Here is a 20,926-nt window from a genome sequence, read left to right on the forward strand (position 1 = left end):
CAGCGCGCCGGAGCCGACGCTCGTGGCAAAAGCGCTATCCTCCGGGTCCCCATGCCGACATTGAAGTACTTCGCCGCCCGCGGCGCGCCTCGGGTGTATGCCGTGCACAAGCCGGTCACGACGATCGGCAAGGCGCTCGGAAACGACGTCGCGCTCGCGGGGACGGGGCTCGCGGACCACCACGCGCAGATCTCCTTCGACGGCCGGGACTTCGTGCTCGAAGAGCTCGACCGGGACGGCGACATCCAGATCAACGGCAAGAAGAAGCGTCGCGCGCGCCTCGTCCACGGCGACCGCGTCACGCTCGGCGCCGTCGAGCTCGGCTTCTCGATGTTCTCCGAGGCCACGAAGACGCGGTCCGACGACGACGAGACCGAAAAGCCCTCGACGCCCGGCGTCTCCGCGGAGCTCGCGGGCGTGCGCAAGCTCTTCGCGTTCAGCGAGAAGCTCATCAACCGGCGCAGCGTCGACGAGCTGCTCGAAGCGATGCTCGACGACATCATCGAGCTCACGCACGCGGACAAGGGTTTTCTCCTGCTCGTCGAGGGCGCCGAGGAGGCCGCGGATCCGGGCAAGGGCGCGCGACGCGAGGCCCAGGGCGAGGAGCGCAAGCTCGCGGTGCGCGCCTCGCGCAACGTGCGGCGCGAGGCGATGACGGACGCGCAGGGCTCGATCTCGGACAGCATCGCGCGGCAGGTCCTCGCCACGGGCCGCCCGATCATCGTCTCGGACGCGCTCGCGGACACGCAGTTCGGCCGCAGCGAGAGCGTCATCGCGATGAAGCTCTCCAGCGTCATGTGCGCGCCGCTGCGCTCGCAGGGCGAGGTGATCGGCGCGCTCTACGTCGGCAACGACAAGGTCAAGCACCTCTTCGATCGCACGCAGCTCGAGCTGCTCGGCATCTTCGCCTCGCAAGCCTCGCTCATCCTGCAAAACGCGATGCTCTTGAGCGCGCTCCGAGCCGACAAGGCGAAGCTCGAAGCGGAGCTCAAGGACAAGAAGTTCGGCGAGATCATCGGCGCGTGTCCGAGCATGCTGGAGGTCTTCCGCAAGCTCACGAAGGTCGCGGCGACGGACATCAGCGTGCTCATCACGGGCGAGACCGGCACGGGCAAGGAGCTCATCGCGCGGGAGATCCACCGGCGTTCGAACCGCGAGGGCGGGCCGTTCGTCACGATCAACTGCGGCGCGATCCCGGAGAACCTCATCGAGAGCGAGCTCTTCGGCCACGTGAAGGGCGCGTTCACCGGCGCCATCGCGAGCCGGCCCGGCAAGTTCCAGGTCGCGGACAAAGGCACGCTCTTCCTCGACGAGATCGGCGAGCTGCCGCTGAACTTGCAGGTCAAACTGCTCCGCGCGCTGCAAGAGCGTGTCGTCTTCCGCGTCGGCGATTCGAAGCCGGAGAAGGTCGACATCCGCATCGTTGCCGCGACGAACCGGAACCTCGAAGAGGAGATCCGCGCGAACCACTTCCGCGAAGACCTCTACTACCGGCTCAACGTCGTGAACCTGTGGCTCCCGCCCCTGCGCGAGCGCGGCGACGACGTGCTCATCATCGCGAAGATGCTGCTCTCGAAGTATGCAGACGAGCTCGGCAGCTCGGTGCGCGGCTACAGCCCCGCGGCGCTCGCGGCGGTCAAGAAATACGCCTGGCCCGGGAACATCCGGCAGCTCGAAAACCGCATCAAGAAGGCGCTCGTGCTCTGCGACAAGACGCTGCTCGGCCCCGAGGACCTCGATCTCGGGCCCGGCGCGGAGACCGCCATCTTGCCGCTCGAAAAAGCGAAAGAAGAATTCCAGCGCAGGTACGTCCTCGAAGTGCTGGAACGCAACAACGGCAACCGCACGCAGACCGCCCGCGACCTCGGCGTCGATCCACGCACCATCTTCCGGTACCTGGAGAAAGAGCAGAACCCGATGCCGAGCGGCGCGGGCGGCACGCCGCGGGATCCTTCCGAAGGCTGAATGGAAAGCATCGAAGTCCGGCCCCTCCCCCACCCCTGTCCCGACAAGACGCGCGCCGATCTCGAATGGGATCGGCTGCTCGCGGCGCTCGCCGATCGCGCGGCGAGCGAGGCTGGCAAGCGCATCGCCCGTGATCTCCCGTTCGCCTCGACACACGAAGGCGTGCGGGTTGCGCTCGGCGAGGTGAAGGAAGCCGTCGACCTCGATCGCACGGCTGAGCCCTTGCCCGCGGCCGACGTGCCCTGGGTCGAGGCCGCGCTCGATCGCGCGCGCATCGGCGCGACGCTCGCGAACGAGGAGCTGCGCGCCGTGGGCCGTTGCCTCGCGGAGGCGGGCCGGCTGCGGCGGTTCCTCGCGGTGCGCAAGCAAAGGCTGCCGCTGCTCTTCCGCGCGTGCTCGACCGATCCGGGCCTCGACGCGCTCGAGCGCGAGGTGAGCTCCGCCTTCGATCCCGACGGCACGCTCTCCGACCGCGCCTCGCCGCGCCTCGCCGAGCTCCGCGGCGAGCGACGCAACCTGCGCGATCGCCTCGTCCGCAAGCTCGACGAGATCATGCGCAAGCACGCGGACATCCTGCAGGACACGTACTACACGGAGCGCGACGGCCGGTACGTGCTGCCCGTGCGCGCCGACGCGCACGAGCGGTTCCCGGGGATCGTGCACGCGACGAGCGGGAGCGGCGCGACGCTCTTCGTCGAGCCGCGTGTCGTCGTCGACATGGGCAACCGCCTGAAGATGCTCGAGGCCCTCGTGCAGCACGAGGAGGAGCTCGTCTACGCGGCGCTCAGCGCGAAGATCGGCGGCGAGATCGACTCGGTCGCGGCTGCCGTCTTTGCCCTCGCGCACGCGGACGTGCGCGCCGCGGCCGCGCGCCTCGCGAAGGATCTACGCTTCACGTTCCCCGAGGTGCACGAGGCCGCATCGGTGGGGGCGATCCACCTCATCGGAGCGCGTCATCCGCTGCTCGCGCTCGACGGCGTCTCCGTCGTCCCGAGTGATCTCGGGATCACGGCGGGCCACGCGATGATCGTCTCGGGCCCGAACGCGGGCGGCAAGACCGTCGCGCTGAAGACGCTCGGCCTCGCCGCGCTCTGCGTGCGCGCGGGCCTGCCCGTGCCGGCCGACGAGGGCTCACGCGTCGACGTCTTCGAGGTCGTGCTCACGGACGTCGGCGACGATCAGAGCCTGCACAAGAACCTCTCCACGTTCAGCGCACACGTGCAGAACCTCGCGCACATCCTCGCGGACACGCGGCCCGGCGCCCTGGTCCTGCTCGACGAACTGGCGGGCGGCACCGATCCGCGCGAAGGCGAGGCGCTCGCGTCCGCCGTGCTCGACTCGCTCTGCGCGCGCGGCGGCACCGTGGCGACGACGACCCACTACGAGGGCCTCAAGGCGCTCGCGCTCGCCGATCCGCGCTTCGAGAACGCCTCCGTCGGCTTCGACATCGCCACAATGAGCCCGACGTTCCGGCTCTCGATGGGCATCCCCGGCGCGTCGAGCGCGCTCGCCGTGGCGCGCCGCTTCGGCATCCCCGGCACCGTACTCGAGCGCGCCGAGCGCTTCCTCTCCCGCGAGGCCGTACGCTTCGAGGACATGGTCGCGAAGCTCCAGGCCGAGCGAAATGCGCTCGAAGTCGCGCGCACGTCGGCCGAGCGCGAGGCCGAAATCGCGCGCGACAAACAGCGCGCGATCGACGAGGAGCTCACGCGCCTCCGCGCCGAGGAACGACGCTTCGTCACCGAAGCCGGCCGCGAGCTGATGGAGTCGATCCGCAAAGCACGGCAGGACATCCGCGACGCCCAGGTGCGTCTCCGGGCCAAGCCCACGGCCGAGGACCTACGCGCCGCGGCCCGCGCGATCGACGCCGTCGCGCAGAAGACGAGCACCTTCGGCGAGCTCGAACCGACCGCGCGGGACGAAGGTTTGTCCCGTGGAACCGTCGCGCCGGCTGAGATCCGCGTGGGCACGCGCGTCTACGTCCCGCGCCTGCGCGCCGAAGCCGACGTCGTCGAGGTCCTCGCGGGCGGCCAGCTCCGCGTCGCCGCCGGTCCCCTCAAGCTCACCACGTCCATCGCGGAGGTGCGCGCGGCGGACGGGGGTTCGTCCGAGAAAGCCCGCGCGGGCGGCGGCAAAAAGCGCGTCGATTTCGACGCGGCCGCCGATCCGGACGTCCCCATCCAGACGAGCGAGAACTCCGTCGATCTCCGCGGCCTCCGCGCGCACGAGGCCGTCGGCATGGCCGAGCAGTTCCTCGATCGCTCCGTCGGCGCGGGCCGCCGCGTGGCGTTCCTGATCCACGGCCACGGCAAAGGTGCCTTGCGCGACGCCGTGCGGGACGCGATGCGCCAGAGCCCCTACGTCTCGCGCCTCCGCCCCGGCGAACCTCGCGAGGGCGGAGACGGCGTCACGGTCGTCTGGCTCCGCGCTTAGCGGGCCGGTTTCCACCACCGCCACCGCCGCCACCGCCGCCCTTGCCGCCGGGCGCGGCCGCCTTGTTCGCGGCCGCGCGATCACGATCGACGCGGCCGAGATCCTCCGCGACCCGATCGAGCACGCCGTTCACGAACGCCGACGAGTCCTCGCTCCCGAAGCGCTTGGCGAGCTCCACCGACTCGTCGAGGATGACCGCACGCGGCACGTCCCCGCCGTTCATGAGCTCCCACGCGCCGAGGCGCAGCACGTTCCGATCGACCCGCGCCATCCGCTCGAGTCGCCAGTTCACACTCGCCTTGCGGATCGTCTCGTCGACCTTCTTGAGGTCCTTCTCGACGCCTCGCACGATCTGGTCGGCGTACTCCCGACCTTCCGGATCTCCTGGCGTCAGACGCCAGTAGTGCATGATCACGCGCTCGGCCGAGCCAGTGCCCTGCTCAAGCGCGAACAACATTTGCAGCGCGGCCTCGCGGCCGGTCGACCGAGCGCCCATGGTCCCGAGAGCTTTCGTTCAGAGCCTGGCGCCGTCGAGGGCCGAGGCGAGCGAGACCATCTCGATCGCGCTCACGGCGGCCTCCCAGCCCTTGTTACCAGCCTTCGTCCCGGCGCGCTCGACCGCCTGCTCGATCGTGTCGGTCGTCAGGACGCCGAACGTCACGGGCACGCCCGTCTGCAAGGAGACCTGCGCGATCCCCTTCGTCACCTCGGACGCCACGTAGTCGAAGTGCGGCGTCGATCCGCGGATCACCGCGCCGAGCGCCACGATCGCGCTCACGCTGCGCTTCTCCGCGAGCCTGCGGACGACGACGGGGATCTCCCACGCGCCCGGCACGCGCACGATCGTCACGTCCGACGTCAAACCACCGTGCCGCACAATCGCGTCGAGCGCGCCCTCGACCAGCCTGTCGACGATGAAGTGGTTGAACCGGCTCACGACGAGGGCGAACTTCGCCCCCGACGGGACGACCAGGTGGCCCTCGACCGTGCGCGGAGCGCCGCGCTCTCCGTTGGTGCTCATCCGAATTTCCTCAAGCCTCGCCCTGCATCGACACGAGCGGCACGCGCTCGACCACCTCGAGCCCGAACCCGTCGAGCCCCGCGATCTTCGTCTGGCTGTTCGTCAGAAGCCGCAGCTTCTGGCAGCCGAGATCGGCGAGCACCTGCGCGCCGAGCCCGAACTCTCGCAGCGCCTGCTGCGGCGCACGCGTCTCCTGCGTCGTCGTGCGGCCCTTCGCTTCGAGCTCGGCCGCGAGATCGAGCCGCGGCGGGATGTAGACCACCACGCCCTCGCCCGCCTTCTCGATCAACGAGATCGCCTCGCGCAGGTTCGACCCGCCCTCGAACGGCGTCGAGCTGAAGAGGTCGGCCACGAGCGCGCCCGAATGCATGCGGCAAAGCGTGGGCTTCGTGCCGTCCACGGTGCCCTTCACGAGCGTGAGAAACTGCCGCGCCTCGCCGATGATCTCGTAGACCACCGCCGTCCACGTCGTGCTCGTCAGATCGAGCCGGATCTCTCGCTCCGACACACGACGCACGAGCCGCTCGGTCTGGAGGCGGTACTGAATGAGGTCGGCCACCGACAGGATCACGAGCTCGTGCTGAGCCGCGAACCGCTCGAGGTCCGGCATCCGCGCCATCGTGCCGTCGTCGTTCATGATCTCGCAGATCACGCCCGCGGCCCGGAGCCCCGCGAGCCGGGCGAGATCCACGGAGCCCTCGGTTTGTCCCGTCCGAACCAGCACGCCGCCGCGCCGCGCGCGCAGGGGGAACACGTGCCCCGGCGTGACGAGGTCGGTGGGCCGTGCGTCCGGCTGGATCGCGACCTGGATCGTCCTCGCACGATCGGCCGCGCTGATGCCCGTGGTCACGCCCGTGCGCGCCTCGATGCTCACGGTGAACGCCGTCCCGAGGGGCGGACCGCCGCGCCCCGGGGCGCTCATCATCGGCAGCTCGAGCCGATCGACCTGCTCCTCTTCGAGCGTCAGACAGATGAGGCCACGGCCGTGCTTGGCCATGAAGTTGATTGCCTCCGGCGACACGCGCTCGGCGGCCATGCAGAGGTCGCCCTCGTTCTCGCGGTCCTCGTCGTCGACGAGGATCACCATCCGACCGCTCCGGATCTCATCGAGCGCGCGGTTCACACGGCTGAGGACGGCAGAGTCGATCGTCAGTCGATGCGGCATGGTGCCCCCGCCCTTCTCGCTCGCGCGCGGGTTGGAAGTGGCGAGCTCATCAAAGGAATCCCCCCGATCGGAGCTTCGCGAGGAGGCGTTCGTCCCTGGATTCGTGGTGGTGGTGCTCATCGTTTTCTGCGACCTCTCCTCCCCACCCCGGCGCCTCTTCCGACGAAGACGTAGCGCGCGCTCCGCTCGCGATCGAAAGCTGGCGCGCCACGTAGCGCGCGAGCACATCGACTTCAAGATTCACGGCCTGCCCCGGCCGAAGATCGCCGAGGTTCGTCCGCCCGAGCGTGTGCGGCACGAGCATGACCTCGAACACGACCCGTGACGAGCGCCCCTTCCCCTGATCCGTCACCCGGTTGATCGTCAGGCTCACGCCGTCGATCGCCACCGAGCCCTTGTCGGCCAGGTACGGCGCCAATCCGCCGTCGGCCTCGACTACGAGCCGCGTCGCGTCCCCGCTCGGCGCTCGCTCGCTCACGCGCCCGATGCCGTCCACATGCCCGAGCACCATGTGCCCGCCCATGCGCCCACCGAGCTTCATCGCTCGTTCGAGGTGCACACGCGCGCCTACCATGAGCGCGCCGAGCGTCGTCCGATCGAGCGTCTCCGAGGACATGTCGCACTCGAACCCGGCCTTTCGGATCCGATCCACCGTCAGGCACGCGCCGTTCACGCTGATCGACTCGCCGAGCTCCAGCGGCCCGAGCGAGCACTCGATGAACGCGCGCGCGACGGGGCTGCCGGCCCTCTGCCGGAGGATCCCGATGGTCTCGACGAGGCCTGTGAACATCCTCTTCGGCTCGATCCGAGGGCTTACTCTTTGTTTGCCTGCGCGGCGAGCAACCGATCGACGATCCGCTTCGCCTCGTCGCCGAGCTCCGTGAACACGACGCCCATGCCGGGCGGGTCGTCGTGGACGCGCACCACCTCGCCGACGCCCTCGATCGTCTCGATGTCGTCCATGATCACGGTGAAGCGCAGGTTGACCTTGGTGCCGACCTCGAGCGGGGTCTTCGAGCGGACGAACACACCCGTGCGGGAGATGTTCGACACGTACTCGTTGATGAACGAGTCGTAGCTCTCGAACTCCTTGTTGATGGTGACGCGCTCGTCCTTGCGCGGGCCAAGTTCAACAGGAGGACGGTCGCTCTCGCTCATGCGTCACCTCATCTGCCCAGCAGGTCGAACTGTTCGAGGTGGTATTCCTTGCGGGGAACGAGCTCGATCCGGCGCGTGAAGAGGCGCTCGGCCTCTTGCACGGCGACGCGCTCGTCGTTCTTCAGAAGGTCGACGACCGCCGGGTGCGCGTTGACGATCACCACGTACCCCGGCAGGTTCATACGCTCGCGCCGGATCTGCCGCAGAATTTCGTACGCGATGCTCTGCTTCGACTGGAGCTGCCCGGTACCGTCGCAGTAGAAGCACGGCTCGAGCATGATGCGCCCGAGGCTCTCCCGCGTGCGCTTGCGGGTCATCTCGATGAGCCCGAGCTCCGAGATCCGGTTGAACGTGGTCTTGGCCTTGTCCCGTGACAGGAGCTCCTCCAGGCGCTTGCGCACCTTCTCGCGGTTGCCCGCGCGCTCCATGTCGATGAGGTCGAGGATGATCAGGCCGCCGATGTTCCGGAACCGGAGCTGGTAGGCGATCTCCTCGACCGCCTCCAGGTTCGTCGTGAGGATCGTCTCTTCGAGATCACGCGATCCTTTGCCCACGAACTTTCCGGTGTTCACGTCGATCGCCGTGAGCGCCTCGGCCTGGTCGATGATCAGGTGGCCACCCGAGGGCAGCGGGACCTTGCGCGACAAGGCGCGCTGGATCTCGTCCTCGATGCCGTACGCGTCGAAGATCGGCTCCTCGCCCTCGTAGAGCTCCACGGCGTCCACGCGCTCCGGCATGAACATCTCCATGAAGCGCTTCAGCCGGACGTACTCCTCGCGGCTGTCGATCACGATCTTCTCGATGTCGTCCGTGAACAGATCACGCGCCGTCTTCAGCACGAGATCGAGCTCCGTGTAGAGGCACGCCGGCCCCCGCACGACGCTCTCGCGCTTCTTCACGACCTCGCCCCAGAGCCGCACGAGGTAACCGACGTCCGACTTGAGCTGCTTCTTCGTCAGCCCCTCGGCCACCGTGCGCACGATGAGCCCGCCCTGCGGCGGCTTCATCGACTCGATCGCCTCGCGCAGCCGCGAGCGCTCCTTCTCGGAGCCGATGCGCTTCGAGATGCCCACGTGATCGACCGTCGGCAGGTACACGACGTAGCGACCCGGCAGCGAGACGTGGCTCGTCACGCGCGCGCCCTTCGTCCCGATCGGCTCCTTCGAGACCTGCACGAGGACCTCCTGGCCCTCGCGGATCACCTCGCGGATCGGCGTCGTCTTCGAGACGCGCATCGGCTCGTGGTGGCTGCCGTGCGCTCGTTTCGTGGTCGTACGATCGCCCCCGCGATCACGACCTCCGCGGCCTCCATCCCGGCCGCGCCCCTTCTCGCTGCGGTCGCGGCTGCGCCCTTCCTTCGGCGCACGCGACGTCTCGCGAGCGGCCTCCTTGGGCGCTTCCTTCACCGCCACCACCACCGCAGGCGCTGCGGCCTCCGGCCGACGATCGCGGGTTCGTCCGGACCGACGCACGCGTCCACGTTGCCCACGACCACGTCGTGAGCGCCCGCCGCGCGGCTCCGTCGGCGAGGTCTCGCCTTCGCCGGTCGCGCCTTCGACCTTCACCTCGGCCGCCTGCGCCTCCGCGCCTTCCTCGGCCTGCGCTGCGTCCTCTTGCTCCTCGGACTCCGCGCTCGCTTCGGTCGCCTCGACGGGCTCGACGTCGCCATCGTCTTCCGACGCCGTCGCATCGTCCGCACCTTCCTCGGCGCGCGCCTCGTCCGCGGCGAGCTCCTCCGAGGCCGGTTCGTCCGACGCTGGCCCTTCGCTGCTCTGCGCCTCGACGGCTTGCTCGTCCTCGGCCTCTTCGTAGACCTCTTCGCCGCTCGGCTCGGCCATCACGTCGAGCGCGGTCGGCAGCGAGATCGACACGTCGCGCTCGGTGCGCAGCGGCTCTTCGGGCACGTGCGCCGTGATCTCGGGCGGTACGTGCGCCGGACGTTCTTCTTCTTCGTGTGGCGTGCCGTGCGTGTGCCGACCCGCGAGGTACGCGTCGAAGTCATCCGGACGGATCAGATCCTCGACGTGCAGGAAGGCCGCGCGTTCGAGCCCGATGTCGATGAACGCGGCCTGCATGCCCGGGAGAACACGGCTGACCCTACCGAGATAGATGTTCCCGAGGGTCCCCTTCTGCGCATCTCGCTCGATGTGCAGCTCGGCGATGATCCCGTTTTCGATGAGGGCGACTCGCGTCTCGCGGATGTCGACGTTGATGACGAGGAGATTCTTACCCATGCCCACTGGAGCGCCCTTACCGCGCCGCGAGCGAAGGGTTACCACGACAAGCCCGGGCCATGAAGCCGATTGGCTCGCCTTTCGTTCTGGGCTCGTCCTTCATGACGGACCCGCGCTTCGCCGGTGCCCCCCGCGGCACGACCGAGCGCCGCCGGAGCGGGGCGCGGGTCGGGCCGGCCGAACCGCGGAAGTGCCGGAAAAGAGGAAGGTTTCAGCCTCGCTGCGGGGCCTTTCTCACGGACAGAGGCTCGCGCTGTCGGAGCAAGAGGTCGCGCAGGAGTCGCAGATGATGCAGGTCACGAGCGTGTTGTACCGCTCGGCACCGAGGGGGTTTCCCATGGCACACCCGCTCTGGCAGCCGACGTCATCCTCGCAGCCGGCCATGCACATGTTGAATTCGACACAGGATTTGTCGCCGAAGCAGCCCTCGTAGGCCATGAGACACGGGCCCTTCACCGCGCATCCCGTGCAGCCGCGGCTGTAATCGCCGCACAAAACGAGTTCGTCGCAGCTCTTGGGCGGATAGGCCGAAGCATCGGCCCCCGCGTCGCCCCCGCCGCCGGTGCCGACGCTGGCGGCGACCGACGTCGCCATACCTCCGGCGCCCCCGCTTCCTTCGGAAAATTCCCCCCCCTCGTCACCATGCGAGCAGGCCAGGAGGAACACGAGCGCCGCCCCGAAAATGCCGTTCCGTTGCGCCATAAGTGCAACGGATCAACGTACTTCGGGGCGGTTCCCCGCGAAAGGGCGACACCGACCTACATGGACAATGTCCGTCCGACTGTGCCGGTGGTCAGGTCACGGCGGGCACATGGCGGCCTGCTGGGCGCAGGCGCTCGGGCAGTTGTCGCAGATGAGGCAAACGGCGACGGCGTTGTAGGACGCGAGGCCCGCCTGGTTCATCTGCGCGCAGTTCTGCTGGCACGCGGCGTCCGCGCAGTTCTGGAGGCACTGCGCGAGCGTCGCGCAAGCCTGGTTGGTCTGACACGCCATGATCTGGGTCTGACACCCGCCGCCCATCTGCGTGCAGGCCTGGCAGCTCTGGCAGCTCGCGCCTGCCGTGTCGCAAGCCGGGTTGCCGCCGCCGGCGCCGCTGCCGCCGGAGCCGCTGCCGCCCGCGCCGCCCGTGCCGCCGCTGCCGCCCGAGGCGGAGGCCGCCGACGTGGTCTTGCCGCCGCCGTTGCCGCCGTCGCCGCCCCAGTCGTCACCGCCCTCGCCGCCACCACCGCCGCTGCCGCTGCCGCTGCCGCTGCACGCCACGAGCGCCCCGAGCGACACGAACAAAGCCGCGAACGTCCACTTCATCGGAAACCTCCAAGGATGTGCGACCTCGGCCTCGCAAGAGGTACGAAGGGCCGAGGACAAACGCGTCCGTACACGCGCGGCAGCAGCAAAGCAACGCGCTTTGGTCAAAGCGGAATGTTGCCGTGCTTCTTCGGAGGATTCTTGTCGCGCTTGTCACGAAGAAGCTCGAGCGCACGGTCGAGGCGGATGCGGAGCGTCCTCGGGTGGATGACCTCGTCGATGAAGCCGAGCTCCGCGGCCTTGTAGGGGTTCGCGAACTTCGCCTTGTACTCCTCGACGAACCGCGCGCGCGCCGCCGCCGGATCCGACGCCGACTGGATCTCCTTGCGGTAGACGATGTTCACCGCGCCGTCGGGCCCCATCACCGCGATCTCCGCCGTCGGGAAAGCGAGGTTGTAGTCCGCGCGGATGTGCTTCGAGGCCATCACGTCGTACGCGCCGCCGTAGGCCTTGCGCGTGATCACCGTGATCTTCGGAACCGTCGCCTCGGCGAACGCGTAGAGCAGCTTCGCGCCGTGCGTGATGATGCCGCCGTACTCCTGATCGGTCCCGGGCAAGAAGCCGGGCACGTCGACGAACGTGACGAGCGGGATGTTGAAGCAGTCGCAGAACCGCACGAAGCGCGCGCCCTTGATGCTCGCGCGGATGTCGAGGCACCCCGCGAGCACGTTCGGCTGGTTCGCCACGACGCCCACCGTCCGCCCGCCGACGCGCGCGAAGCCGCAGACGATGTTCTGCGCGTAGCGCTCGTGCACTTCGTAGAGGTAGCCGTCGTCGACGACCGCGCGTACGACATTCTTGATGTCGTACGGCTTCGAAGATTCGCTCGGCACCATGGTGTCGAGCTCCGGCACCTCGCGATCCGTGGGATCGGTGCAAGGCCGCCGCGGCGGATCCTCGGTATTGTTGGAGGGCAAAAAGGCGAGGAGCTCCCGCACGCGCGCGAGCGCCGCGCGATCGTCGGGGGCCGTCAGGTGGCAGACGCCGCTTTTTGCCGCGTGCGCCGAGGCGCCGCCGAGGTCCTCCTTGGTCACGTCCTCGTTCGTCACCGTCTTGATGACCTCGGGGCCCGTGATGAACATGTAGCTCGTCCCCTCGACCATCATGATGAAGTCCGTGATCGCCGGCGAGTACACGGCGCCGCCCGCGCAAGGGCCCATGATGGCGCTGATCTGCGGCACGACGCCGCTCGCCAGCGTGTTGCGCAGGAAGATGTCCGCGTAGCCCGCGAGCGACTCGACGCCTTCCTGGATCCGCGCCCCGCCGGAGTCGTTGAGCCCGATCACGGGCGCTCCGATCTTCATCGCGAGATCCATCACCTTGCAGATCTTCTGCGCGTAGGCCCCCGAGAGCGATCCCCCGATCACCGTGAAGTCCTGCGCGAACACGCAGACCTTGCGGCCGTCGACGAGCCCCCAGCCGGTCACCACGCCGTCGCCGAGGACCTTCGACTTGTCCATGTCGAAGTCGTTGCAACGGTGCACGACGAAGCGGTCGAGCTCGACGAAGGATCCAGGGTCGAGCAAGAGCTCGACGCGCTCGCGCGCGGTGAGCTTGCCGGCCTCGTGTTGCTTTGCGATTCGCGCCGCGCCGCCCCCCTCGAGGGCACGGCGGTTCATGTCGTCGAGTCGTTCGATCGCGTCTTTCGCGCGGGAGCTCTGTTGTTCGGACATCGCGGAGGGCCCCTACCATGGGCACGCGCGCGCCGCCTCCCTTCGCCGCCCAGCGGCCGAACGGGCGTTGCGCCGCGCGCTCCACCAAGTACGATTTCCTGGCCCGAGCGAGCCCGCGCCTGCGCGGAGACGAGATGAGCGACGGAAAGTAGAGGGGGGCCGCGCTCGCCTCGGGCAGCTCACGCATGAAGCCCGCTCCGACCTGCGAGGCCGGCGCATCGGCACTGCCGAACGCCAAAGGCGATGCACCCTCGTTCGAGGAGATGGATCCCATCGCACCCACGCTCCCCGACGGAGGCGCACGCTACTGCATCGTCGAGCGCCTCGGCACCGGCGGCACGGGCGTCGTCTACGCCGCCGAAGACCGCGCCGCGAGCCGCCTCGTCGCGCTGAAGACGCGCAAAGAGGACAGCGACGATCCGGACGGGAGCCAAGGCCTCTTCCTCCACGAGGCGCGCGTCGCTGCGCAGCTCGAGCACCCCAACATCGTCCCCGTCTACGACGTCGGCCGCCTGCCCGACGGCCGGCCCTTCTACACGATGCGCATCGTCAAGCAGCAGAACTTGCACGACGTGCTCATGCAGCCCGAGCTCCACCCGAAGTGGCCGCTCGCGCGCCTCGTCTCCGCATTCGTCCAGATCTCGCGCGCCCTCGCCTACGCGCATCGCCGCGGCGTCGTGCACCGCGACATCAAGCCGGAGAACATCCTGCTCGGCGACGAGGGCGAGGTGTACCTGAGCGACTGGGGCAACGCGCGCATGCTCACGGGCATCGAGCCCACCTCACCGATCTCGCTCCCCGACGACGATCCTTTCTTCATCCGCGGCGAAGGTGGTTATCCGAGCGGTTTGTCCGGGACCCCGGGTTACATCGCCCCCGAGCAGATCCGCGGCGAGCGCGCGAAGATCGATCACCGCGCCGACATCTTCGCGCTCGGCGTGGTGCTCTACGAAATGCTCACGGGCGAGCACCCCTTCGACGCACCCACCGTGCTCGGCGTGATCCTCGCGACGCAGACGCGGGATCCCAGGCCGCCGCGCGCCGTCGCGCCGAGCTGCCCGCTCGTGCTCGAGGACCTCTGCCTCGCCATGCTCTCGAAGGATCCCGCGAAACGGCCGCACTGCGCCGCGCTCGTCGCGGGCGGAGCCGAGGCTTTCCTCGAAGGCGCGAAGGAGCGGGATCGTCGCCGCGCCGAGGCGCGATCGCTCTGCGAGCTCGCGCGTGAGCCGGCCCAGCGCGACAAGGCCCTGCGCCTCGAACGCGCGCAGCTCGACGCCGAGGCGCGGCGCCTGCGCGCCGACGTGAAGAGCTACGATCCGATCGATCGCAAGCGCCCCGCGTGGGCCCTCGAAGATCGCGCCGCCGCCGTGGAGCGCGAGCAGGCGCGTGCCATGGCCGAAGCGATCGACCTCTACACGAAGGCGCTCGCGTACGATCCCGAGCTTGAAGAGGCGCGCTCGGGCCTCGCCGATCTCTACTGGGCCCGCGCCCTCGCCGCTGGCGCCGAGCGTCGCCACGCGAGCCGCATCTACTACGAAGCCCTCGTCTCCGAGTTCGACGTCGGCAGTTACGCCGCGCTCCTCCGCTCCGACGCGTGCCTCGCGATCGAAACGAACCCGCCCGGCGCGCGCGTCCTCGCCTATCGCTACGTCGAAAAGGATCGTGTCCTCGTCGCGAGCGAAGAGCGCTACCTCGGCCGCACGCCCATCACCGAGGTCCGCCTCTCGCCGGGCAGCTACCTGCTCGTGCTGCGCCGCCCCGGCTTTCGCGACGTTCGTTACCCCGTCTTGCTCCGCCGCGGCGAGCGCCACGAGGCCACGGTCAACCTCTACACGGAGGAGGAGATCGGCGATGGCTTCGTCTACATCCCCGGCGGCTCGTTCATCGCGGGCGGCGACGACGACGCGCCCGACGCGCTCGCACGTACCGAGCCTGTCGTCGCCGATTTCGCGATCTCGCGCTTCCCCGTCACCTTCCGGCAGTACTGCGACTTCCTCGACCGCATCGAGGAGCGCTCCCACGCGCTCGCGCTCATGCGCGCCCCGCGCGACTTCCGCGGCACCGAAGGCTACGTCGTGCGCCGCGGCGAGCACGGTCAGTGGGAGCCCGTCTCCGGCCTCATCGAAGGCGATGCGCGCAAGCAGTTCCCCCACGAAGAGGGGCACCTCCTCGACGTGCCCGTCCTCCTCGTCGATTGGTTCGACGCCGCCGCGTACTGCGCGTTCCACACCGAACACGAGGACTTCGAGATGCGTTTGCCCACGGAGCTCGAATGGGAGAAGGCCGCGCGCGGCACCGACGGCCGCATCCATCCCTGGGGAGATCCTTTTGATCCCACCTTCTGCCTCATGCGCGCCTCGCGCCCCTACCTCCCGCAGCCCGAGCCTGTCGGCACCTTCCCGCTCGACGAATCACCGTACGGCGTCCGCGACATGGCGGGCGGCGTGCGCGAGTGGGTTGGCGACGTGCACGGCGAGCGCACGTGGTCCGAGACGAGCACCGAGCCCGAGCCCGGCGCTGGCGCCTTGCGCGATGCCTCCGAGTGGCGCGTCATCCGCTCGGGCGGTTGGTCCACGACGCCCGAGTACACCCGCAGCGCTGCGCGCACGCGCTTCTTCGCCCTCACCCGCGCGACGCACCTCGGCTTCCGCGTCGCGCACGATCTCCCGCGCCGCCACCCGCGCTGAGGTTCGTACTTCCGAACCCTAGAGCAGCGACATGCTCGCTGCTCTGCGAGATCGCGAAGCGAACTCGCCTCGGGGGGTGAATCGGCCGGGCTTCGCCTGGCCGAGAGGGGGACGCGAGGCGTCCCCTTCGGGACTAAGGCGCGCCCGCGTCGCCCGCGCCGCCGTCCGCCGCTTCTTGCCCGGGCGGCGTGTATCCGGGCAGCGCCCACGGCCCCGGATCCTGGCCTTCGAAGGGTTTCACGCCTTCGGGGAGCTTCACCTTCGCGAGCGCCGCGTCGTCGATCTCCACGGCGAACTTCTTCTTGAGCTCCGCTTCAAGCGCCTTCTCGCGCTCCTGCATCTTCTGCTGCAAGAGTTTCACGCGGATCGAGCGATCCGCTTCCTGGAGCGTTCGGCTGTGCGCCGCCGTGATGCCGTTCATTCGCACCACGTAAAACCGACCGTCCGCCTCGACGATCTCGTCGAGCACCGACCCCACGCTGCCGATCTTGAACACCGCTGCGCGGATCGACTCGGGGATCTTCGGGTTCTTGCCGCGCGGATCGTCGGGCGCGCCGACCACGCCGAGATCCCCCGCGAGATCCACCGACGCGCTCGGATCCTTCGTCTTCGCCGCCGTCACCGAGTGCTTGTAGAAAAGCTCGCCCCACTCGGCCGCGGTTTTGATCTTCGTCGCGTCCTTCAACACGCGCTCTGCCGTCTTCTTGTCGGACAGCACGATCGCCGCGACGCGACGCCGCTCCGGCTCGCGGAATTCCTCCGCGTGCGCCTCGTAGTACGCGCGCACCTCGGTCGCCGGAATCTCGCCCGGCGCGGGCAGACCTTTCCGCGCATCGGCGAGGATCGCGTCGCGCAGGATCTGACGGATCGCCTCTTCCGTCTCGGGCTGCTTGTCGAGCCCGCGACGCCGCGCCTCGGCGGCGAGCAGCTCCACGTCGATGATCTCGTCGAGCAGCTCTTTTCGGCGCTCCTTCGTCTGGTAGCGGAGCCTGTCGAACTGATCCATCCGCTCCAGCGTCGCGGCGAAGTCGCCGAGCGTGATCACCCGATCGCCGACCTTCGCCAGCGTCCGCGCGGCTTGCTCTTGCGAGAGCCCTGCCGCGGGCGGCGCCGCGTCCGCTGCGGACGGCGCCACGGCCTTGTCGTTGCAGCCCGCGGAGAGCGCGACGATTGCCGCGACGAACAGGGACGATTGCGCGCGCCTCACCAGCATCGAGCGGCCGGTCTAGCACTTCTCTGGCGTGATTGGGGGGCGCTTCTGCGAGGTTTGGGTGCAGCACCTTGCCGCTTCTCCGGCCTTTTGCCGAACGACGCGTTGCGGACGAGGCGAACCGGGGCTACGAGACCCGCGTGACCCGCGACGCGACCCGTCAAGACCGCGATGACTCGACTCTTCCCCCTCCGCCGAGCCCGGCCCCTGGCCTGAAGTACCGCCGCATCGTCCTCAAGATCAGCGGCGAGGCCCTGTGCGGCGAGGGCAACTTCGGCATTCACCCCGACACGCTCCAGCGCGTCGCCGCCGAGATCGCGGAGCTCTCCTCGCTCGGCGTGCAGATCGGCATCGTCGTCGGCGGAGGCAACATCTTCCGCGGCTTGAAGGGCGCGAGCGCCGGCATGGATCGCTCGCAGAGCGACTACATGGGCATGCTCGCGACGGTCATCAACTCGCTCGCGCTCCAGGACGCGCTCGAAAAACACGGCGTCCCCACGCGCGTGATGACGGCGATCGAGATCCGCCAGGTCGCCGAGCCGTACATCCGGCGCCGCGCGATGCGACACCTCGAGAAGGGCAGCGTGGTCATCTTCGCGGCCGGCACGGGCAACCCGTTCTTCTCGACGGACACCGCGGCGGCGCTCCGGGCGATGGAGATCCAGGCGCAGGCGCTCTTCAAGGCCACCAAGGTCGAGGGCATCTACGACCGCGATCCGGCGCGCCACGAGGATGCGCAGATGTTCACGAAGCTCTCGTACGACCGCTTCCTCGTCGACCGGATCGGCGTGATGGACTCGACCGCCGTCACGCTCTGCCGCGAGAACAAGCTCCCCATCCGCGTCTTCAAGTTGACGACGCGCGGGAACATCCTGCGCGTCTGCAAAGGCGAAAACATCGGCACCGTCGTCGAGGCGTGACCTACGTGTTCCCGACGGACGGGCTGTTCAACGACGCCCCAAACCCCCGATCGGGAACGCAAGTTGCGCGTTTCCCCGAGGACGGCTAACCTCCCGAGTCCCACCTATGGCACGCGTCACCGTCGAAGATTGCCTCGAGCGCGAAGAAAACCGCTTCGCCCTCGTCGTCCTGGCCTCGAACCGCACCCGGCAGCTCATGAAGGGCGCTGAGCCTCTGCTGAAGACGAGGAACAAGCCCGCTGTGACAAGCTTGCGCGAGATCGCGGCTGGCAAGGTGCACTTCCACCGGAACTCCTCGGAAGTCGTGTACGAGTGGCTCCGCCACCAGCACGCCCTCGACCGCTGATCGCCCCGCCGGGGAGCCCCGGACATGTCCTCTCCCCGAAGCACTCCTCCTCAGCGCACGCGCCCGCGTGCCCGGCGTGATCTCGAGCTCGAGGCTGGCACCTCGGCTCATTACGAAGACCCCGCCTACTACACGAAGACCTACCGCTCGCGGCTCGACGACGTCCGTTTTTACGCGGACTACGCGGCCGAGCGTGGCGGCCCCGTGCTCGAGTACGGCTGCGGCAACGGACGCATCACGCTCCCGATCGCGCGACTCGGCCTCGACGTCACGGGCGTTGATCTCTCCAGCGAGATGCTCGCGGACCTGCGCGCGCGCCTTCGCGAAGAGCCTGCGGACGTCCGGGCGCGCGTCAGCACGAAGCGCGGCGACATGCGGACGGTCCGCCTTGGCCGCCGCTTCCCGCTCGTCTTTTGCCCTTTCAACGCCTTCCTGCACCTCTACACGCGGGTCGACGTCGAGCGCTTCCTCGAGCGCGTGCGGGAGCATCTCGCGCCGCGCGGCGAGCTCGTCTTCGACGTCTCGATCCCCGAGCCCGAGGAGCTCGCGCGGGATCCTGGGCGCGCCTATGCGACGCCGCGCTTCAACTACCCGAGGCCCGACGGCAAAGGCATGCCCGTCCGGTACACGGAGCGCTTCGATTACGACAAGATCCGCCAGATCCTGTTCGTCGCGATGGAGTTCTCGCCGGTCTCGGGCGAGGACGCGTGGATGACGCCGCTCGCGCACCGGCAGTTCTACCCGCGCGAGCTCGAAGCGCTCCTCCACTACAACGGCTTCGAGATCCTCGACGCGTGGGGCGACTTCGACCGCTCGCCCCCGACCCGCGACTCGATCACGCTGATCCTGCGCGCCCGCGCCCGCCGTCGCTGATCAAGCAACCCGCAGGGCGCACACGTCTCCGTTCAACCCCGCGGAGACGCAAACGCCTCAGCTCGAACCCGCGGGGGGTGTGGGGGGCAGAGGAAGGACTGCAAAGCAGTCCGACCGGCGCCCCCCCACCATGACTAAACGCCGATGTACAATCGATGCGCGAAGTTCCGCTCGAGCTTCGCCCGCAGCACCTTTTCTGCTGCGGTTTCGATGTCGTACTCGACTCGTTTGAACTCGAAGCGTTTTACTTCGCTGTCGTAGATCGTGTAGCTCGCGCGGTTGTCGTAGTCGCGCGGCTGGCCGACCGATCCGACGCTCACGATGTACTTCCTGTTAGGGTCGAGCGTGAAGTCGACCGCGGGCAGCTCTTCCACGGTCGTCGGCGTCAGCGCGAAGACCTTGCAGAGGTGCGAGTGGCCAATGAGGGTCAGATGCCCGAGCTCGCTGTACATCGGCAGGCACTCGCGTGCTTGCTCCGGGGCGAAGATGTACTCGAACTCCTCCAGGCGAACCGGCGAACCGTGGCAGAGGTCGACGCCGATGTCGGTCAACTTCTCCTGGTACGGCAGGTTCTTGAGCCAGGCGGCGTTCTCGGCCGAGAGCATCGACGCGTGGGTGTCGAGTGCCTGACGAGCGGCCTCGTAATAATACGAGTAGTCCATTCGTCCGGCGACGGCCGCATCGTGATTCCCGAGGATCGTTTTCTTGGCGATCTTCCGGACCAGATCGGCGCATTCGTTTGGGGATCCGCCATAGCCTACCGTGTCGCCCAGACAGTAGTAGACATCGATGCGCTCGCGCCGGTACGCCTCCAGCACAGCACTGAGCGCCTCGTAGTTGGCATGCGTGTCGCTGAAGACTCCAATCCGCATGTGCGTGAGGACCGGAGGGTAGCATGAGGCACCTACCGTTACGGTAGTATTTTCGTCGAAAAAAATTTTCCTTCGGAACGGCCTTTTTTAAAGGGTTTCGTCGCTTAAAACGATGCCCTTCGTTAGAGAACGAACACGAAGATCCAGCGTGTTCTCGCGCCTCACGAACGCAAAGCGAGCGCTCGTGGCTCCCACGCCGAAAAGATGGAAGGAAGGGTCGCGTGACAGGGACGAACGGGAAAAGCAACGGCAAAGCCAACGGTCACGTGATCCCATCGGCGACCACGCAGGGCACGAGCGAACGTTCGAACGCGCCCATCACGCCGCCGCCGCCGCGCGCGGTGCAGGACCTCGCGGACTCCTGCGTTCGATTCGTCGAGCGAGCCATCGGCTTCAAGCTCGACTTCGAACCCGAGACCTTGCCCGTGCTCGATCACTACATCGAGAAAGCACGCGAAGACACGCGTGATCGCAAGGAGGCGCGCCCGCTCCTCGCGCAGGCCATCGGCGCCTACCTCGGCGAGATCGCGCGCCGCAAATTCCAGGGCTTCTGGCGCCTCGAAGACGAGCACGATCCGCGCTCGTGGCGCGTCGAGCTCGAGCCCGTTTACTTGATCCTCCGCCCGATCGAGCTCGCCACGCGCGCGCTCGATCTGCCCCCCACGCCCCCGCGTGACGCTTCTCCGATCCAGGGGCGCAAGGACGAGGACGCAGACGAGGACGACGACGAGAACGAGGGCACAGAGGCGGCCGCGGAGAGCGAGGCGACGCCGGACGAGGTCGTCATCCCCGATCCCATGGATGACCTCGGCCCTGCGCTCCTCGAACTCGACGAGGACGACCAAGCGGCCGTCGCCGAGCGCCTCGCCTTGCTCCCGCCCGTCTCCGACGCCGAGTACCACGCCCCGTCGACGCACCTGGAAGTCGTCGAGATCATCGTGGAGACCATCCGCGCCCGCCGCATGGCCGCTGGCATGGAGGCCGACGCGCACCTCGAGCCCGACGACTACTCCTGAACACGCGTCTTCCTGCGAAGACGGCCTCGATCCGAAGGATGCGGAGCG

Annotated in this window: 18 protein-coding genes and 1 pseudogene; 8 read left to right on the forward strand and 11 right to left on the reverse strand. The window is 68.5% G+C overall.

Annotation, left to right across the window (positions count from 1 at the left end):
* Positions 1-51: 51 nt before the first annotated feature.
* Together POL67_RS44530 and POL67_RS44535 are read left to right on the forward strand one after the other, a co-directional pair.
* Entirely contained in the window at positions 52-1,965 is a 1,914-nt protein-coding gene (locus POL67_RS44530; protein ID WP_271927433.1) for a sigma 54-interacting transcriptional regulator, read from the forward strand.
* The gene (locus POL67_RS44535) at positions 1,966-4,398 is read left to right on the forward strand and encodes an endonuclease MutS2 (RefSeq protein ID WP_271927435.1); all 2,433 of its coding nucleotides are present in this window, start codon (positions 1,966-1,968) and stop codon (positions 4,396-4,398) included.
* A 76-nt stretch (positions 4,399-4,474) separates the two neighbouring features.
* Here the strand turns inward: POL67_RS44535 and nusB are convergent.
* The 9 genes and pseudogenes from nusB to POL67_RS44580 form a co-directional block, all read right to left on the reverse strand.
* Positions 4,475-4,894: pseudogene (nusB, locus tag POL67_RS44540) on the reverse strand (transcription antitermination factor NusB); the annotation flags it as partial.
* Positions 4,895-4,912: 18 nt separating this feature from the next.
* Entirely contained in the window at positions 4,913-5,419 is a 507-nt protein-coding gene (gene ribH / locus POL67_RS44545) for a 6,7-dimethyl-8-ribityllumazine synthase (RefSeq protein WP_271927437.1), read from the reverse strand.
* A 10-nt stretch (positions 5,420-5,429) separates the two neighbouring features.
* Entirely contained in the window at positions 5,430-6,584 is a 1,155-nt protein-coding gene (gene ribB, locus POL67_RS44550; protein WP_271927439.1) for a 3,4-dihydroxy-2-butanone-4-phosphate synthase, read from the reverse strand.
* A 49-nt stretch (positions 6,585-6,633) separates the two neighbouring features.
* Positions 6,634-7,374 (reverse strand): riboflavin synthase, encoded by a 741-nt coding sequence (locus POL67_RS44555; RefSeq protein ID WP_271927441.1) that lies wholly within the window; start codon positions 7,372-7,374, stop codon positions 6,634-6,636.
* Between the two features lie 23 nt (positions 7,375-7,397).
* A complete protein-coding gene (locus POL67_RS44560) occupies positions 7,398-7,742 on the reverse strand; it encodes a PilZ domain-containing protein (protein WP_271927443.1) in 345 nt (114 codons plus the stop codon).
* 8 nt (positions 7,743-7,750) lie between these two features.
* Positions 7,751-9,976, reverse strand: a complete 2,226-nt coding sequence (locus tag POL67_RS44565; RefSeq protein ID WP_271927444.1) for an Rne/Rng family ribonuclease — start codon at positions 9,974-9,976, stop codon at positions 7,751-7,753.
* 234 nt (positions 9,977-10,210) lie between these two features.
* Positions 10,211-10,570, reverse strand: coding sequence for a hypothetical protein (locus tag POL67_RS44570; protein WP_271927445.1), 360 nt, complete (start codon positions 10,568-10,570; stop codon positions 10,211-10,213).
* A gap of 204 nt (positions 10,571-10,774) precedes the next feature.
* Positions 10,775-11,281 carry a hypothetical protein gene (locus POL67_RS44575; protein WP_271927447.1) on the reverse strand — a complete coding sequence of 169 codons (507 nt, stop codon included), beginning with the start codon at positions 11,279-11,281 and terminating at the stop codon, positions 10,775-10,777.
* A 104-nt stretch (positions 11,282-11,385) separates the two neighbouring features.
* Positions 11,386-12,954, reverse strand: coding sequence for an acyl-CoA carboxylase subunit beta (locus POL67_RS44580; protein ID WP_271927448.1), 1,569 nt, complete (start codon positions 12,952-12,954; stop codon positions 11,386-11,388).
* A gap of 17 nt (positions 12,955-12,971) precedes the next feature.
* Between POL67_RS44580 and POL67_RS44585 the strand changes: the two genes are divergently transcribed.
* A complete protein-coding gene (locus tag POL67_RS44585) occupies positions 12,972-13,106 on the forward strand; it encodes a hypothetical protein (RefSeq protein WP_271927449.1) in 135 nt (44 codons plus the stop codon).
* A gap of 33 nt (positions 13,107-13,139) precedes the next feature.
* Positions 13,140-15,641 (forward strand): bifunctional serine/threonine-protein kinase/formylglycine-generating enzyme family protein, encoded by a 2,502-nt coding sequence (locus POL67_RS44590; RefSeq protein ID WP_271927450.1) that lies wholly within the window; start codon positions 13,140-13,142, stop codon positions 15,639-15,641.
* A 133-nt stretch (positions 15,642-15,774) separates the two neighbouring features.
* Here the strand turns inward: POL67_RS44590 and POL67_RS44595 are convergent, their stop codons facing one another.
* The gene (locus POL67_RS44595; RefSeq protein WP_271927452.1) at positions 15,775-16,854 is read right to left on the reverse strand and encodes a peptidyl-prolyl cis-trans isomerase; all 1,080 of its coding nucleotides are present in this window, start codon (positions 16,852-16,854) and stop codon (positions 15,775-15,777) included.
* Between the two features lie 137 nt (positions 16,855-16,991).
* Here POL67_RS44595 and pyrH point away from each other — a divergent pair, with 137 nt between their 5' ends.
* The 3 genes from pyrH (at position 16,992) to POL67_RS44610 (ending at position 18,990) form a co-directional block, all read left to right on the forward strand.
* Entirely contained in the window at positions 16,992-17,771 is a 780-nt protein-coding gene (gene pyrH, locus POL67_RS44600; protein WP_308789581.1) for a UMP kinase, read from the forward strand.
* A 106-nt stretch (positions 17,772-17,877) separates the two neighbouring features.
* The gene (gene rpoZ, locus POL67_RS44605; protein WP_136930313.1) at positions 17,878-18,117 is read left to right on the forward strand and encodes a DNA-directed RNA polymerase subunit omega; all 240 of its coding nucleotides are present in this window, start codon (positions 17,878-17,880) and stop codon (positions 18,115-18,117) included.
* 24 nt (positions 18,118-18,141) lie between these two features.
* On the forward strand, positions 18,142-18,990 hold the full coding sequence (locus POL67_RS44610) for a class I SAM-dependent methyltransferase (protein ID WP_271927455.1): 849 nt from the start codon (positions 18,142-18,144) through the stop codon (positions 18,988-18,990).
* 134 nt (positions 18,991-19,124) lie between these two features.
* Here POL67_RS44610 and POL67_RS44615 read toward each other — a convergent pair whose 3' ends face one another.
* A complete protein-coding gene (locus POL67_RS44615) occupies positions 19,125-19,862 on the reverse strand; it encodes a metallophosphoesterase family protein (protein ID WP_271927457.1) in 738 nt (245 codons plus the stop codon).
* Positions 19,863-20,083: 221 nt separating this feature from the next.
* Between POL67_RS44615 and POL67_RS44620 the strand changes: the two genes are divergently transcribed.
* Positions 20,084-20,878, forward strand: coding sequence for a hypothetical protein (locus tag POL67_RS44620; RefSeq protein ID WP_271927459.1), 795 nt, complete (start codon positions 20,084-20,086; stop codon positions 20,876-20,878).
* Positions 20,879-20,926: the final 48 nt, after the last annotated feature.

Origin of the sequence: Polyangium mundeleinium (genome assembly GCF_028369105.1) — a bacterium.
Classification (GTDB): Bacteria; Myxococcota_A; Polyangia; order Polyangiales; family Polyangiaceae; genus Polyangium; species Polyangium mundeleinium.